This window comes from Leclercia adecarboxylata, assembly GCF_006171285.1.
Classification (GTDB): Bacteria; Pseudomonadota; Gammaproteobacteria; order Enterobacterales; family Enterobacteriaceae; genus Enterobacter; species Enterobacter barmai.
This window is the reverse complement of the sequence record NZ_CP040889.1, coordinates 4409597-4424464: the sequence shown is the minus strand read 5'-3', so window position 1 is coordinate 4424464 and position 14868 is coordinate 4409597. Positions and strand designations below refer to the sequence as shown.

At 59.4% G+C, this 14868-nt stretch carries 13 protein-coding genes; 3 read left to right on the top strand and 10 right to left on the bottom strand.

The features are described from left to right. Nucleotides 1-58 precede the first annotated feature (58 nt). The 6 genes from FHN83_RS23045 to sad form a co-directional block, all read right to left on the bottom strand. Complete coding sequence (locus tag FHN83_RS23045) at nucleotides 59-1024, bottom strand: sensor domain-containing diguanylate cyclase (protein WP_139565049.1); 966 nt, start codon at nucleotides 1022-1024, stop codon at nucleotides 59-61. A 55-nt stretch (nucleotides 1025-1079) separates the two neighbouring features. Then, the gene (locus tag FHN83_RS23040) at nucleotides 1080-2072 is read right to left on the bottom strand and encodes a sensor domain-containing diguanylate cyclase (RefSeq protein WP_139565477.1); all 993 of its coding nucleotides are present in this window, start codon (nucleotides 2070-2072) and stop codon (nucleotides 1080-1082) included. A gap of 181 nt (nucleotides 2073-2253) precedes the next feature. After that, nucleotides 2254-3705, bottom strand: coding sequence for a GGDEF domain-containing protein (locus FHN83_RS23035; RefSeq protein WP_139565048.1), 1452 nt, complete (start codon nucleotides 3703-3705; stop codon nucleotides 2254-2256). 159 nt (nucleotides 3706-3864) lie between these two features. Next, nucleotides 3865-4791, bottom strand: coding sequence for a glutaminase B (gene glsB, locus FHN83_RS23030; RefSeq protein ID WP_039028810.1), 927 nt, complete (start codon nucleotides 4789-4791; stop codon nucleotides 3865-3867). A gap of 63 nt (nucleotides 4792-4854) precedes the next feature. Further along, nucleotides 4855-6432 (bottom strand): methyl-accepting chemotaxis protein, encoded by a 1578-nt coding sequence (locus FHN83_RS23025; protein WP_139565047.1) that lies wholly within the window; start codon nucleotides 6430-6432, stop codon nucleotides 4855-4857. Nucleotides 6433-6729: 297 nt separating this feature from the next. Then, nucleotides 6730-8112 carry a succinate-semialdehyde dehydrogenase gene (gene sad / locus FHN83_RS23015; protein ID WP_139565046.1) on the bottom strand — a complete coding sequence of 461 codons (1383 nt, stop codon included), beginning with the start codon at nucleotides 8110-8112 and terminating at the stop codon, nucleotides 6730-6732. A 99-nt stretch (nucleotides 8113-8211) separates the two neighbouring features. On the opposite strand from sad, the gene ptrR reads away from it, so the two are divergent. Continuing rightward, entirely contained in the window at nucleotides 8212-9090 is an 879-nt protein-coding gene (gene ptrR / locus FHN83_RS23010) for a putrescine utilization regulator PtrR (protein WP_039028813.1), read from the top strand. Here ptrR and FHN83_RS23005 read toward each other — a convergent pair. From FHN83_RS23005 to dtnK, 4 genes are all read right to left on the bottom strand, one after another. Further along, the gene (locus FHN83_RS23005; protein WP_039028814.1) at nucleotides 9044-9526 is read right to left on the bottom strand and encodes a GNAT family N-acetyltransferase; all 483 of its coding nucleotides are present in this window, start codon (nucleotides 9524-9526) and stop codon (nucleotides 9044-9046) included. The genes ptrR and FHN83_RS23005 overlap by 47 nt on opposite strands. Nucleotides 9527-9621: 95 nt before the next feature. Further along, on the bottom strand, nucleotides 9622-10383 hold the full coding sequence (locus tag FHN83_RS23000; RefSeq protein WP_139565045.1) for a DeoR/GlpR family DNA-binding transcription regulator: 762 nt from the start codon (nucleotides 10381-10383) through the stop codon (nucleotides 9622-9624). Between the two features lies 1 nt (nucleotide 10384). Continuing rightward, on the bottom strand, nucleotides 10385-11371 hold the full coding sequence (locus FHN83_RS22995) for a D-threonate 4-phosphate dehydrogenase (protein ID WP_139565044.1): 987 nt from the start codon (nucleotides 11369-11371) through the stop codon (nucleotides 10385-10387). Then, nucleotides 11364-12584 carry a D-threonate kinase gene (gene dtnK / locus FHN83_RS22990; protein ID WP_139565043.1) on the bottom strand — a complete coding sequence of 407 codons (1221 nt, stop codon included), beginning with the start codon at nucleotides 12582-12584 and terminating at the stop codon, nucleotides 11364-11366. The genes FHN83_RS22995 and dtnK overlap by 8 nt, the downstream gene beginning before the upstream one ends. Nucleotides 12585-12753: 169 nt before the next feature. Between dtnK and FHN83_RS22985 the strand changes: the two genes are divergently transcribed. Next, complete coding sequence (locus FHN83_RS22985) at nucleotides 12754-13899, top strand: iron-containing alcohol dehydrogenase (RefSeq protein WP_139565042.1); 1146 nt, start codon at nucleotides 12754-12756, stop codon at nucleotides 13897-13899. 17 nt (nucleotides 13900-13916) lie between these two features. Further along, nucleotides 13917-14801 carry a dihydrodipicolinate synthase family protein gene (locus FHN83_RS22980; protein ID WP_139565041.1) on the top strand — a complete coding sequence of 295 codons (885 nt, stop codon included), beginning with the start codon at nucleotides 13917-13919 and terminating at the stop codon, nucleotides 14799-14801. Nucleotides 14802-14868: the final 67 nt, after the last annotated feature.

Here is a 14868-nt window from a genome sequence, read left to right as displayed (position 1 = left end):
TCACCATGCGCGTTACAATTTTGCAACACAAGCACAATTAACAGAGGATTTTCTTATCTCAACAGCCGGTACCGCGCTGCTGTTTCATGGAGTACATCATCTGGTCGGCGGTTTTCAGCCAGCTCGCCAGATCGTCGCGGTCATGGTTGAATTCGCTCACTCCCCATGAAAACGACAGCGCCCAGGGATATTCGGCATGCTCGTTCCAGCTCGCCGCCTGTTCGGTGAGAAACTGCATCGCGATCCACGCCCCCTTCTCGTCGCTGTTGGCGAAGAGGATGGCAAACTCATCCCCGCCGTAGCGCGCCAGCACGTCGGCTTCACGGAAGGTGGATTTCAGCAGACCGGCCACCGCCTTCAGGGCGTGGTCACCATCGGCCCGGCCATAGCGCGCGTTGATCTGCTTAAAGCGATCGAGATCAAGCCAGGCCAGGGTCAGGGGCTCTGCCCGACGGCGGGCGGCGCGAATGGCATAGGTCGCCAGATGATGAAAGCCACGGCGGTTATAGAGCCCGGTCAGGTCGTCAGTGATCCTTGCGCAGGTTGCGGCGAACTCCACCTCGACCAGCGCGGCCAGGTCTGCGAGCGCCTCGATGTCGGCGGGCGAAAATATGCGCGGCTGATGATCGATAATGCACAGCGAGCCCACCGTGGCGCCACCGGGCAGGTGCAGCGGACAGCCCGCGTAAAACCGGATCGGGTTGTCGTCGGTGACCAGCGGGTTATCGGCGAAACGGGGATCGTCCAGGGTATCTTGGACCACCAGCGGGGTTTTACTGAGGACGGTGTGGCCACAAAAAGAGAGATTTCTCGGCAGGTTGGTGCTGTCGCCACCGTCTGCGGATTTAACAACCACGACATGCTCGTCCACCAGGTTTATCATCGCCACCGGGACGCTAAACAGACGTTTAGCCAGCCGGGTGATCCGGTCGTAAACCGGATGTTTTTCAGGTTCGAGCAGTCCGGATTCGCGCAAAGCGCTGAGGCGCTCTGCTTCATTGTTGGCGAGTGTTGGTGATTTCATACGGGCTCCATCCGGACGTCAGGCTTTTTAAAAGCTTAGCGCATCCTGAGGCCGGTTAGTGGGCAAATATGCGGTTTTTCCCGTCGCGTTTCGCCTGATAGAGCGCGGCGTCGGCAGCCTGTAACCAGTCCGTAACATTTCCCATCTCCCGGGTGGCGCAGGCAATCCCGATACTCATGGTGCACTGAACCGCCTCTTCGGCGACATCTTCTATTACCGCCGCCGCATCCATAATCCGCGTGGCGACCAGTCGTGCTTCGTCGAGGGTGGTGTTGGGAAGCAGGATCACAAACTCATCCCCGCCCAGACGCGCTGGGGTATCGCTCTGGCGGGTGGCGATGTGCAGTATCTGTGACACTGTCACTAACAGCATATCTCCCACCTTATGGCCGAAGCGGTCGTTGACCTCTTTAAAGTTGTCAATATCGATAAACATCAGCGCCGAATCGCGACAGGTTTGCTGCAGTTTATGCAGCTCATGATCGATGCGTTTCTCCAGCAGACGTCGGTTGGCAATGTCGAGGAGCGGATCCATCATCGCAATACGTTCCAGCTCGCGGGATTTAAAGCGCAGCCGCACGGCGATGCTGTTAGTGAGCACGCTCAGCGCCACGGTATAGATCCCAATCAGCGGCAGCGTGGCGTACATAGTGCGCTGGGAAACCCACGGCACCAGCGCCATCCCCTGGGTCAGCCAGCTGGCCATAAACACCGCCAGCATCACCGCACCGGCTTTTTTCATCAACGGGAAACCACCCGCCGCCAGCCGGTCGGCAAGTAAGATCGTGGCAATGGTGACAGAGGGCAGCGGGTTGGCCGCCATCATGGCGATCCAGAAGCCGCCTGCCCCGGCGTCAAACACCAGGTTCTGATGTTCGGTACGCAGCGGCGAGGGTGAGCGCCGGGCGCGCCACCAGGCCAGCGTCGGCCAGACAAAAGCGTTGACCGCCAGAAGACCTATAAGCCAGCCTGAACGTTGCTGTTCCAGCAGGACAGAGAGGATAGGTAAAAAGCAGAGAAAGGTTCCAAGCACTCGCATCAGATACATGCGTTTGATAAACCGACTGCCAGGCACGCGAGGGGGTTTACTGAGTCTGTCAGTTCCGTTCATCACACGAATTTTCCGATATAATCACCCCTTTATATTATTGACGATGAAAATGCGTATCAAGGCATTTATCAGTTTTGTAAATATATGGCAGGTGCCCGTCCCATGAGCATGCAAACGTTTACAACTGTTCCGTAGCCGTTGCGTTTTGTTCGGCAGTTTTTATCTCTGTCATTCGGGCGCTGGTACGATTTCGGCCTGCTTTTTTCGAACGATACAGATAATCATCCGCTTCGGTCATCAGACGATTAAATACGTCCGTCAGCTGCGACGGCTCCGATTTCCCACTGCCCAGACCAATACTGACGGTTAAAAACAGCGACTGACCGCGCCAGTCGAACGGATGTTGTTCAACCGTAGTGCGGATACGTTCCGCCAGGGCGTATCCCCGCTCTGCGGAAGCGGAATTGACCACCACCGCAAACTCCTCACCGCCCATCCGCGCCACCAGCCCTTCGCTACCCACCGTCTCCTGCACTTTGCGGGCAAAGGCGGCCAGCACGGTATCACCGCACTCGTGACCATAGTTGTCGTTGATACTTTTGAAATAGTCGATATCCAGCAGCATCACCGTCAGACGCGGGCTACTGCGCTTACCTTCACTGTTTTTAAGCGCCTCATAGAGCCCGGAGCGGGAGTAAACCTGGGTCAGATAGTCATAATCGGCGCGCAGGGAGACCTGGCGGATCAGCGAGTTGATGGCCGCCATGCTCACCGACACCATGACCGGACAGATGGCCATGGTGGCGATCCCAAGCCTGGCCGAGAACATCATCGGCGTGGTGATCGGCGTCGTCGCCACAATGGTAATAATGGCGTTGCCGACCAGGGTGATCTCCACCGCGCCGGTAACAAAGGTCAGAAGACAGGTGGCCGGCAGCGAATAGCGCACCGCACACCAGATCAGCGCCGGCATCGGAAACGCCAGCGCACCGGCCCCGCCGATCGCCACCGAGGCCACGACGGAGACGATCAGCACAACGACCGGCATCAGGTGATCGGCACGCATAGCCCGGTTGAACCTGGGCCAGGTGATGGTCAGCATGCAGGGCACGATTAACACCCCGGTGGAGAACTGTTCGCTAAACCAGTCGGCGACCAGTGGCCAGAAGTCGCGACTGTCCACCCCGCCCGACACTGCCGCCCCGACCAGAGCACACAGCAGTGCGGCCAGCAGACAATAGTTAAACAGCCTCAGCGCATTCACCGGATCCGGAGTGGTATTTTTTAGCCGTTTATCACGCTGGACCAGCAGGGCAACAATAACGATAAACACCATATTCGACAGGTTAATACCCAGCGAGGTAATGCCCCAGTTGGTGGTGATAAGGTCATACAGCAGCATGGCAATATAGGATACTGCGTAATAGTGCAGCCGGTTCAGGTAAGCGTAACGAGCAAACAGGCCCGCCATCACGCCATTCAGCGGCCAGAACATCGACAGGGATTCCACCAGACGCAGCTGCGCGCCAATAAAATAGAACAGCGTGGTTAATACAAATATACCCGCTGCATTTCGGAACGGGGATTGCGGGTCAAATAATGTGAATGTTCTGGTGTTAGCAGAAGGCATGCAATTTCAATCCGTAGGGTTGCTTTTAACACTGAGTTAGCATCCGCGCGGATGAATGTTAAAAGTTTGGCATTAATTTATATCACATTAATGGGATAACGATCATCATCCCTTTAGCTCTGCTTATTGGTTGTGCCGTCAACATAACGGCACAGCGGCTTAATAGACCGAACGTCCCAGCTGCTGGGTGAGATGTTCCAGCACCGCCACACCCGCCAGGGAGTTCCCCGTTTCGTCCAGCTCCGGGCTCCAGACCGCAATCGCCATCTCGTGAGGGACAATCGCCACCACCCCGCCGCCGACCCCCGATTTAGCCGGCAACCCCACCCGCCAGGCGAACTCACCGGCGTTCTGATACATTCCGCTCGTCGCCATCAGGGCATTGACCTGCCGGGCCTGCATCGGCGTCACGACGGGCTCAGACAGATGCGGGGCATAACCCTGGGCGGCCAGAAACAGAAAGGTGTTCGCCAGCTCGACACAGTTCATCTTCAGGGCGCAATAGTGGAAGTAGTTTTGCAGGACCGTCGGCACGTCGTTATGGAAATTACCGAACGACTTCATCAGCCAGGCGATCGCCGCATTGCGCGCCGAGTGTTCGAATTCGGACCGGGCAACAGCGGCATCGTAGCCGATATCACTCACCCCAGAGAGCTGGCGCACGATCTCCAGCATCCGCTGGCGCGGTGCGCTCAGACGGCTTTGCAGCATGTCGCATACCACCAGCGCCCCGGCGTTGATGAACGGGTTACGCGGTTTGCCCTGTTCGATCTCCAGCTGCAGCAGGGAGTTGAACGGCTGCCCGGAGGGATCTTTCCCGACCCGCTGCCAGATCTCGTCCTCGTCATACTGGCGCATGGCCGCCACCAGGCTCAGGACTTTGGAAATCGACTGGATGGAGAAACGCTCTGTGGCATCCCCGGCCTGAAAGTGTTGTCCGTCCACGGTGCTGATGGCAATCCCGAGTTTGTTGCCGTTGACCGAGGCCAGCGCCGGGATGTAATCGGCCACTTTGCCCTTGCCCAACAGAGGACGTACTTGCGCCAGAATGGCGTCCAGCATCTGATTAGTGATGTTCGCAGCCATCGGTTGCTCCTTGCTCACAGGCCAAAAACGGCCTGCGAGTATAACAGAGGCTTATGGATGACGTCAGGCAGGAAGTCGGAACCGCGAGACGGCCTGCAACAGCAGACCGGACTCATCATGCAGCCGCTGAGAGGCCTCTGAGGCGGTATTCACCAGCGCATCGGTCTGGCGAGCCACCTGATTCAGCGCCTGCAGCTGATTGGTCATACGGTGAATGCTGTCGCCCTGGCTAAGGGTGGCAACGGAGATCTCATTCAGCAGGCTGCAGAGATTACCCACCAGACCAATCACCTGCTGCAGGTTATCCTCCAGCCGGGTGACCGCTTTCGAGCCATCCTCAATGCCCTGCAACGAGTGGTTGATCAGCTCCTGGATAGTCTGGGTCGAATGGCTGCTTTTGCGCGCCAGCAGGCCCACTTCCCGCGCCACCACGGCAAAGCCGCGTCCCTGATTACCGGCATGGGCCGCTTCGATGGCCGCGTTCAGCGCCAGAATGTTGGTCTGGAAGGCCACGTTATCGATGATCGCCACGATGCCGCGCATCTCCGAGGAGCGCTCCACGATTGCCGCCATTGAGGCATTAACCGTCTCCATCATCCGGTCGCCGCCTGCCGCCATCTCCCGGGCTTCGTCCGCCCGCGAGCTGGCCAGTCTGGCATAGCCGCTGTTCCCCTCGACGTGCGTTTCCAGCGCGGCAATATGCGCCGTGACCTCTTGCAGCTCCTGCGCCTGACGCGCCGACTGGTGATACAGATCCTGATTCCCCTGCGCCAGCGAGCCAATATTGCTCACCATTGAGGTAGTGGCCTCGCTGACCTGGGTCACCAGCTGCTGCAGCCCCTGCTGCAGGGTATCCACGCTGTCGCCAAGCTGCGCAATCTCGCGGTTAAAACGTTTAACAGTGGGTGCAGGCGCAGAGAGATCCCCCGCCGCCAGCAGATTGATATGGGCGATCAGCCGACGCAGCGGGACGATCACCCAGCGGGACATCGCAAACCACACCGCCACTGCGATAGCCAGCAGCACCACCGGAGCCAGTAAAAACAGCGATTGCAGCTTCGAAAGACTGGCGGTCAGCAGCTGCCGCCCCTCGGTTGCGCGCTGGGCGCTGGCCTGCTGATAGCGGGCATAGTTGTCATTAAAATCCGCCTGAAACGCCTGGGCGGGCACGGCAAAAAAGGCATCAATCGACTGGCCGTTCACCAGCCCGTCGGCCTGTTCGCGGATGGCATCGAAAAAGAGTTGGTAGCTGTTAAGCAGCGCCTCATCCCGCGGCGGACTCATCGCCTGCCACGCCTGCCAGGCCTGCTGTGAATCGCGTAACGCCTGTTGCGCCTCGTCCATCAGGCTGTGCCAGCTTCCGTCCGAACCGGTCTCTTTATCCTGCATAAAGTAAACCCCCGCCCGGTTAAGCAGATCGCTTGCCGCCAGCAGGGAGATGCGCGCCTGATCCACCTTCGCCTGTTGCAGATAAGCCATCTGGTTACGCTGTTCATTGCGCTGAGCATCGCGCAGGGAGACGGAAAGTAAGACCGATGAAGAGATTTGCAGCGCGGAAAAGAGCCCGATGATGCAGAAGATCCCCGCAAGCAAACCAAACTGCCGGGGAGTAATGCGACGAAAAATTTGCATTAAGTTCATAATTTATTCATTAACAATGACTTAGACGTGGGCGAGTCTACGCAGTGAAAATGACAGAACTATTTCAGAATGATGACAGACGCCCGGCGGCGCTGCGGAGGTAAACGCAAAACGACAACCTCAGGTTGTCGTTTTTGGTGTTTGCGCCCTCTCCCACAGGGAGAGGGACGGGGTGAGGGCAACAGACCGCATTGAATCCTCTGCGGTGTTATTGCCCGGCGGCGCTGCGCTTGCACGGGCCTGGTGAACCGTAGGCCGGGTAAGCGCAGCGCCACCCGGCAAAACATCGGCAGAGGATTAAACCCGATCTTTCCACACCGTCTGCACATTACAGAACTCATGCAAACCAAAGTGCGACAGCTCCCGGCCAAAGCCGCTCTTTTTCACCCCGCCAAACGCCACGCGGGCATCGCTGGCGCTGTAACCGTTGATAAACACCCCGCCGCACTCAAGCTGACGGGCAAAGCGATCCGCGGCCTCCTGGCTTGCGCTAAACACCGTTGCCGACAGGCCAAAATCGCTATCGTTGGCCAGGGCCAGCGCGTGATCGGCATCGGTTGCTACTGTGATGGCCGCTACCGGGCCGAACATCTCCTGACGAAACGCGGTCATGTTCGGGGTAACGTTGCCCAGCACGGTCGGCGCATAGTAGTTCCCTGCCCCGGCCACCTTCTCGCCGCCCAGCAGCAGGGTTGCGCCTTCGGCAAGCGTCGCCTGCACCTGCTGATGCAGCTCATCGCGCAGATCGAAACGCGCCATCGGCCCGAGGTAGTTCTCCTCGTTATCGGGTGCGCCCATCTTCAGCGCCGCAGTGGCGGCGACAAACCGACGGGTAAACTCATCGGCAATTCCCGCTTCGACGATAAAGCGCTTGGCCGCGGCACACACCTGCCCGGTGTTCTGATAGCGCCCTGTCACCGCTGCTTTCACCGCCAGATCCAGATCGGCATCGTTAAGGACAATAAAGGGATCGGAACCGCCCAGCTCGAGGACGCATTTCTTCAGCGCGGCCCCGGCCTGAGCACCAATCGCCGCCCCGGCGCGCAGGCTGCCGGTCACGGTGACAGCCGCAATGCGCGGATCGGCAATCATCTGGCTTACCCCGTCGTTGGTGGCATTTAGCTGACCAAACACCCCCTGCGGGAATCCGGCATCGGTAAAAATAGCTTCAATCAGGTTAGCGGCACCCAGCACGTTCGGGGCGTGCTTCAGCAGATAGCTGTTGCCTGCCAGGATAATCGGCACCGCGCCGCGCAGCACCTGCCAGAGCGGGAAGTTCCACGGCATCACTGCCAGCACCGGGCCCAGCGGGCGATATTCAATCAACGCGTCAGCCACCTGGGTTGCTTCGGTGCTCAGCATCGCCGGGCCATGTTCGGCATACCAGTCGCAAAGACCGGCGGATTTCGCCACCTCCCCGCGCGCCTGGGCGATGGGTTTGCCCATCTCACGGGTGATCATCTGCGCCATCTCTTCGCCACGGTTGCGCAGGGCTGCACCCAGATCGCTTAATTTTTGCGCACGGGCCTCTACAGGCACGCTGCGCCACTGGCGAAACGCGGCATCGCTTTGGGCAAGCGCACGTTCAACGTCGGTCACGGTGGCCCAAGGCCAGGAAGCCAGGGTTTCGCCGTTAGTCGGATTAATGGACAGGGCATGGGTCGCAGATGAAGTCGTCATGATGTGCTCCGTGTATTAAGTGTTGATTTAGTGTGGCGCACTCTGCTATTTCTTAAAAATGAATAATAATAACCACCTTATTCACGAAACGAGAACGATATGGATCTGACCCAGCTGGAGATGTTCAACGCGGTCGCCCAGACCGGCAGCATTACCCAGGCCGCGCAGAAGGTGCATCGTGTGCCGTCAAATCTGACTACCCGCATCAAGCAGCTTGAGGCCGATCTTGGCGTCGAGCTGTTCATCCGTGAGAACCAGCGGCTGCGCCTCTCTCCGGCGGGACATAACTTTTTACGCTACAGTCGGCAGATCCTCGCCCTGGTGGATGAGGCGCGGATGGTGGTGGCGGGCGATGAGCCTCAGGGCCTGTTCACCCTCGGTTCGCTGGAGAGCACCGCGGCCGTGCGCATCCCGGCCTCGCTGGCGCAGTTTAACCAGCGCTACCCGCGCATTCAGTTTGCGCTGGCGACCGGTCCGTCGGGGACGATGATTGATGGCGTGCTGGAAGGCACCCTGAGCGCGGCGTTTGTCGATGGGCCCCTGTCCCACCCCGAACTTGAAGGCATGCCGGTCTACCGGGAGGAGATGATGCTGGTGGTACCGGCCGGGGATCCTGAGGTTAAACGGGCCACCGAAATCAGCGGGCGCGACATCTATGCCTTTCGCGCGAACTGTTCCTATCGCCGTCACTTTGAAAGCTGGTTTCATGCGGATCGCGCCACGCCGGGACGCATCCATGAGATGGAGTCCTATCACGGCATGCTGGCGTGTGTGATTGCCGGAGCGGGCATCGCGCTGATGCCGCGCTCAATGCTGGAAAGCATGCCTGGTCATCAGCAGGTAGAGGCCTGGCCGCTGGCGGAAAACTGGCGCTGGCTCACCACCTGGCTGGTGTGGCGTCGGGGTGCAATGACCCGGCAGCTGGAGGCGTTTATAGCACTGCTAAACGAAGGTCAGCCACCAGCAACTTCTCCATAAACAGGCTCAGCGGGTCGGGTTGATACGGCGCAAACGCCGCGCACTGCTGGTAGCCGCTGCGTTCATACAGAGAGATGGCCGACAGCTGCTTGATCCCGGTCTCCAGTCGCAGAGTATGACACCCGCGGCTCTGGGCTTCATCTTCCAGCGCCGCCAGCAGCTTTTCCCCCAGCCGCTGCCCGCGATGGGTCGGATCGATATAGACCCGCTTCATCTCCCCGCTGCCGTCGCCGTTCAGCACGATTGCCCCGCAGCCGACGGCGTTAAGCTGGCGATCGCGGATCACCATCATAATCAGTGCATGCTCAGGAAGCTGGGTCAGATCCAGCAGATGGTTGCTCTCTGCCGGATAAAGCGTGCTCTGATACTGGTCCAGAGCAGCAATCAGGGTGGTGATGTCCGGATGGGCGGGCGATTCAGAGGTGATGGAATACATGGCAGGCTCCTTTTGTCGTTTTTCACCACCTTAACGCCGGAAGAAAAACGGAGCGGCATATTTTTAACTTATAGCTGCGAGTGTCCATTGCGCCCTCAGGGCGCTAAGGTCAAGGTCGCATCCAGCTGGCTTAAGGTCTGCTGCACGCCTTCGTCCAGACGTTTATCGGTGACGATATCCGTCAGGGAGTTGAGGTGTACCACGTTAAACAGCGACCAGGCGCCATATTTCGAGCTGTCGGCCAGCAGGACGCGGCGTCGGGCGTTGGCAATCAGATCGCGCTTCAAGGCCGCTTTCTCTTCCGTCGGCGCGGTGATGCCGCGCTCCAGATCCCAGCCGTTACAGCTGACAAAGGCGATATCCGGCCAGATGTTCTGCAACATGCGGCGGCCATGCTCGCCGATGCAGGACTGGCTGGTATCGTCGATGCGCCCGCCAATAATAGTCACTTCGATCTGCTTAAATTCCGATAAAAACAGGGCGATATGCAGATCGCTGGTGATCACGCGCAGCGGAAGATGGGTCAGCTGACGCGCGAGTTCAATCATCGTGGTGCCCGCATCGAGCACCACCGCGTCGCCGGCTTTCACAAAACTGGCCGCCGCGCAGGCGATGTCGTGTTTCTCCGCCAGGCTGCGGTGCATCTTTTCACTGGTGGTGGGCTGGGAAGGGATGAACCGGTTAAGGGTGACGCCGCCGTGGGTACGGCTGATGACCCCCTCCTGGTCGAGCTTAATCAGATCGCGGCGAATGGTCGCGGGCGAGGCATCCGTTGCCGCCACCAGCTGATCCACCGTCACCAGATTGTGCCCTTTCAGGTAGTCCATTATCTGTTCTAACCGGCTATATCCCTTCATATTATTCCCGTGTGATTTGCATCGCTAACTGGATAGAAACCGTCATGCTCTCAGACTTCGCTTTACCTGTCCACGCAATGTCGAACGCGGTACCGTGGTCGGCAGAGGTCCGGATAAACGGCAGCCCGGCGGTGATGTTCACCCCGTCGTAAAAACCGAGTAATTTTAGCGGAATATGCCCCTGATCGTGATACATCGCCACCACCATGTCGTACATGCCCTCGTGGCACTGCATAAACACTGTATCCGGCGGGCACGGCCCATACACGTTCAGCCCCTTCGCTTTCATCGCCTCAACGGCCGGGCCAACAATTTTGATCTCTTCGTCGCCAAACAGGCCGTTCTCCCCGGCGTGCGGGTTAACCCCGGCCACGGCAATACGCGGATTGTCATAGCCCACGCGCCTGAGGAAGGTATCCGCAATGCCAATCACGGTTTTTACCCGATCCTGGTTCAGGGTATCAAGGAATTTGCGCAACGCGATGTGGGTGGTGATGTGAATGACCTTCAGCTGATCGGTATAGAGCACCATTGCGTAATCTTTGCTGTCGGTCAGGTGCGCCAGCAGCTCGGTATGGCCCGGATAGTGATGGCCCGCCAGATGCAGCGCCTCTTTGTTCAGCGGCGCGGTGGCAATGGCTTTCACTTCGCCCGCCATCGCCAGCTCGGTCGCGCGACGCACGCAGCGGTAGGCCAGATCCCCCGCCTGGGCCTGCACCACGCCCGGCTGTAACGCCTCGGGATCGGCCAGGGGTTCATCCAGCACGTTGATGATTGCCGGGCCAAAATGCGCCTCGCTGACGCGGGAGACCACCCGCAGCTCTGCCGGGGCGGTGATGCCCTTCTCCAGCACCCGTTGCAGGGTTCTGGCGCAACCGACCACCACCACCGGCGCGCCGGACAACTCGCCCTCGGTCAGGGATTTGATAATGATTTCCGGGCCGATGCCCGCCGGGTCACCCATCGTTACAGCAATGATATTAGTCACTCATCTTCTCCTCGATAAAATGCAAAACCTCAAGCAGCGTGGTTTCAGTACCAAAACCGCCCGCTTTGGTCATGACTGGCCCCTGCCAGCGACAACCCAAAAATCGACCGAACGGCACGCACTGGGCCACCTGTCCGGTTATGGCAAAACCTTGCGCGTTAAGCGTGCTGGCGACCGCCATGGCTACGTCGCCCCCGGAGACATACAGCGCCGCCGGACGGCTGGTTTCCAAGGCGTTACGCGTCAGCTCCCCGAGAAACGCGCTTATGGTCTCCCCCAGCGCGGCGCGGCTTAACCCGCGCTGCTCGCATAGCGCGTCTATCTGATGACGGGCCTGGGTATCGGCGCAGGTATGCACCACGCAGTGCTGGCCTGCCGCCAGCGCCGCCGCGATCTGCTGCTGGTATCCGTCCATCGCCGCGTTAAACACATCATTGATATCTATTAGTACCGTGCTGACATTGTCCTGACCGCGCACGCGCTGGATCTGCTGCTGAGCGATTTCACTCATCGAACCGATGACCGCCAGCAGCTGGCGCGGGGTGGCAAGACGGCGCGCCAGGGCATCGCACAGCCCGGCAGAGCCCACCAGCAGCGGGCGCTCATCCCGGGCAAACGCCGCAGCGACAATCCGATCCAGCTCTTCGTCGCTGCGGGCATCCACAATCACTAACCGGGCATCGCTCTCCAGGGCTGCCGCAAGCTGTTCAGGGGTGATCACCCGGCTTGCAAGCGTGGTTTGTTCCGCCAGCACTGCCGCGATTTGCGCGTGGCGCACCGGGGTTTTCGGGTCGCTGGCAAATTCGGTTTCGGTAACAGGCACCCCCTTCACCAGGCAGACGCCGTTTTCCGTGGTGCGCCCGGCCGCCGGGAACGCCGGGGCGATAATCGCCTGCCGTTTACCGCTGAGCCTGAGCAGCGCCTCAACCTCAGCGCCCGGGTTGCCGCGAAGGGTCGAGTCAATTTTCTTGATAAGCCAGTGAGCGGCGTGAACGTCGGCGGCATACTGCGCCAGTTTTTCAGCGGCCTCTGATGCCTTCATCGCCCGGCTATCGCTATTAATAACCAGCGCATCGGTGTCGTCGGTAAAGGGTGTCTTAAAGGCGACGCTGACCTTTTTGCCGCTAAGCGCCAGGCTCACACCCGCATCGTTGGCACCGGTAAAGTCGTCGGCAATCACCACGATGTCTCTGTTCAGGTTATTCACTTTCATCCCCAGAGGTTTGCATTTCCTGTTAATGATTATATTCAATCATGATTGATTATATGTGAGCAAGATCAAGTTATTCGGTTTACGAATAAATTATAAATTTAGACACACGATGACTGTGATTGGCTGCGTTGAGCGAAATCAATCACAGACGCAGCAACAGGAGAGCAAAGTGTTAACCATTAACAGTACGATTATCAGCGGTGCGGGTGCGATCCCGGCCCTTGCACCACTGCTGGCAGGTAAGACGCGCCTTTTACTGGTCACCGACGGCAATATCGCCCGTCTGGACGCCGCCCGCGCCATCCGCGCCCTGCTGGAAGCCGACAACCGTAGCCTCAGCGTGATTGAGAGCGTGCCGCCGGAGCCAACGCATCACGACGTCCGCGCCCTGCTGGCGGAGTTCGACGATACCGCCTTTGATCTGGTAGTGGGCGTGGGCGGCGGCAGCGTACTGGATGTGGCGAAGCTGCTCTCCGTGCTGTGTCATCCGGCATCACCGGGGCTGGATGCCCTGCTGGCGGGTGAAAAACCGACCGAGCGCCTCGCGTCGCTGCTGATCCCGGCCAGCGCCGGTACCGGCTCCGAAGCCACGCCAAACGCCATCCTCGCCATTCCCGAGCAGAGCACCAAAGTCGGCATTATCTCCCCGGTTCTGCTGCCGGATTACGTGGCGCTGCTGCCGGAACTCACCACCAGCATGCCGCCGCATATTGCTTCTTCTACCGGGATCGACGCCCTCTGCCATCTGATCGAGTGCTATACCGCCACCGTCGCCAACCCGGTGAGCGATAACGCGGCGCTGACAGGACTGCGCAAGCTGGTGAATAACATCGAAACCGCCTGCGCCGAGCCGCACAACCTGATGGCGAAGCTCGAAATGCTGTGGGCCTCTTACTACGGCGGCGTGGCGATTGCCCATGCCGGGACCCATCTGGTGCATGCCCTTTCCTATCCGCTTGGCGGCAAATATCACCTGCCGCACGGCGTGGCGAACGCCATTCTGCTGGCGCCCTGCATGCGCGTGGTGCGCCCGGACGCGGTAGAAAAATTCGCCCGGGTGTGGGATCTGGTGCCAGGTGCCGATACCTCCCTGTCGGCGGAGGAGAAATCCCACGCGCTGGTTGAGTGGTTTGCCGCGCTGGTACGCCGCCTCAATTTACCGGACAACCTCGAGACGCTGGGCGTACCGCGGGAAGATATCGCTTCGCTGAGCGATGCCGCGCTGAACGTAAAACGCCTGATGAACAATGCCCCGCGTCAGGTCAGCCATGCCGAGGTACAGGGCATCTACCAGACCCTGTTCCCCGAAATTTAAACTCGAAGGAGTGAACAATGCGTAACAAGATTGAAGGCGTGCTGACGGCGATCGTCACCCCCTTTACCGATGACGGCGCCCTGCATCTGCCGGAGCTGAGACGTCAGATCCAGCGGCAGCTGGCGGCGGGAAACGGCATCTTCTGCGGCGGCACCAACGGTGAGTTTTTCGTCCTCACCGAAGAGGAAAAAGTGGCCGTCACCCGCGCCTGTGTGGAAGAGGTCGCCGGGCGTGCACCGGTGGTGGCACATATCGGGGAGATCTCCACCCGGGCCACTATCCGACTCGGTAAGCAGGTTGAAGCCCTGGGCGTGGATGCCGTTTCGGTGATCACCCCGTGGTTTGTGCCCCTGACCCAGGCGGAACTCATCAGCCACTACACCGCGATCGCCGATGCCCTGAGCGTGCCGGTATTCCTCTATAACATCCCGGCGCGTACCGGCAACACCATCGAGCCGCAAACCGCCCGGGTGCTGGCCTCGCATCCGAATATCATCGGCATTAAGGACAGCGCGGGCAGCTACGAGAGCCTGAGCGGGTTCCTGAAAGCCGCCGAGGGTATCGACGGTTTCGACGTGCTGAACGGCCCGGACTCGCTGATCCATCAGGGCTTTGTCGAGGGCTGTTCGGCCTGTATTTCCGGGCTGGCCAACGTCGCCCCGGAGGCGATTAACGCCATCTGGACGCGTTTCCATGCGGGGGATATCGACGGCTCGCGTCAGGCGCAGGAAGGGGTTACTGAACTGCGTACCAATTTATATAAAGTGGCCTTCTCCCCGGCGGCGGTGAAAAAAGCGCTGCAGGTGATGGGCGAAGAGGTGGGTGAAAGCCGCTACGCGGTGGCTTTCGATGCGCAACAGACTGAACAGATCCGCCAGATAGTGACGAAGTCACTGCAGTAACCGGCGTTTGATTTCGTCCATAAGAATACCGGGCACCACGGGTGCCCAGGTTTCCTACGCCCTGAAG

Bases quoted from the DNA above. Each gene is read 5' to 3' on its own strand.
- ptrR (WP_039028813.1), top strand. From the start codon at position 8,212: ATGGATCTGACCCAGCTGGAGATGTTCAACGCGGTCGCCCAGACCGGC.
- FHN83_RS23045 (WP_139565049.1), bottom strand. From the start codon at position 1,024: ATGAAATCACCAACACTCGCCAACAATGAAGCAGAGCGCCTCAGCGCT.
- FHN83_RS23025 (WP_139565047.1), bottom strand. From the start codon at position 6,432: ATGAACTTAATGCAAATTTTTCGTCGCATTACTCCCCGGCAGTTTGGT.
- FHN83_RS23040 (WP_139565477.1), bottom strand. From the start codon at position 2,072: ATGTATCTGATGCGAGTGCTTGGAACCTTTCTCTGCTTTTTACCTATC.
- FHN83_RS23005 (WP_039028814.1), bottom strand. From the start codon at position 9,526: ATGTATTCCATCACCTCTGAATCGCCCGCCCATCCGGACATCACCACC.
- FHN83_RS23000 (WP_139565045.1), bottom strand. From the start codon at position 10,383: ATGAAGGGATATAGCCGGTTAGAACAGATAATGGACTACCTGAAAGGG.
- sad (WP_139565046.1), bottom strand. From the start codon at position 8,112: ATGACGACTTCATCTGCGACCCATGCCCTGTCCATTAATCCGACTAAC.
- FHN83_RS23035 (WP_139565048.1), bottom strand. From the start codon at position 3,705: ATGCCTTCTGCTAACACCAGAACATTCACATTATTTGACCCGCAATCC.
- glsB (WP_039028810.1), bottom strand. From the start codon at position 4,791: ATGGCTGCGAACATCACTAATCAGATGCTGGACGCCATTCTGGCGCAA.
- FHN83_RS22980 (WP_139565041.1), top strand. From the start codon at position 13,917: ATGCGTAACAAGATTGAAGGCGTGCTGACGGCGATCGTCACCCCCTTT.
- dtnK (WP_139565043.1), bottom strand. From the start codon at position 12,584: ATGAAAGTGAATAACCTGAACAGAGACATCGTGGTGATTGCCGACGAC.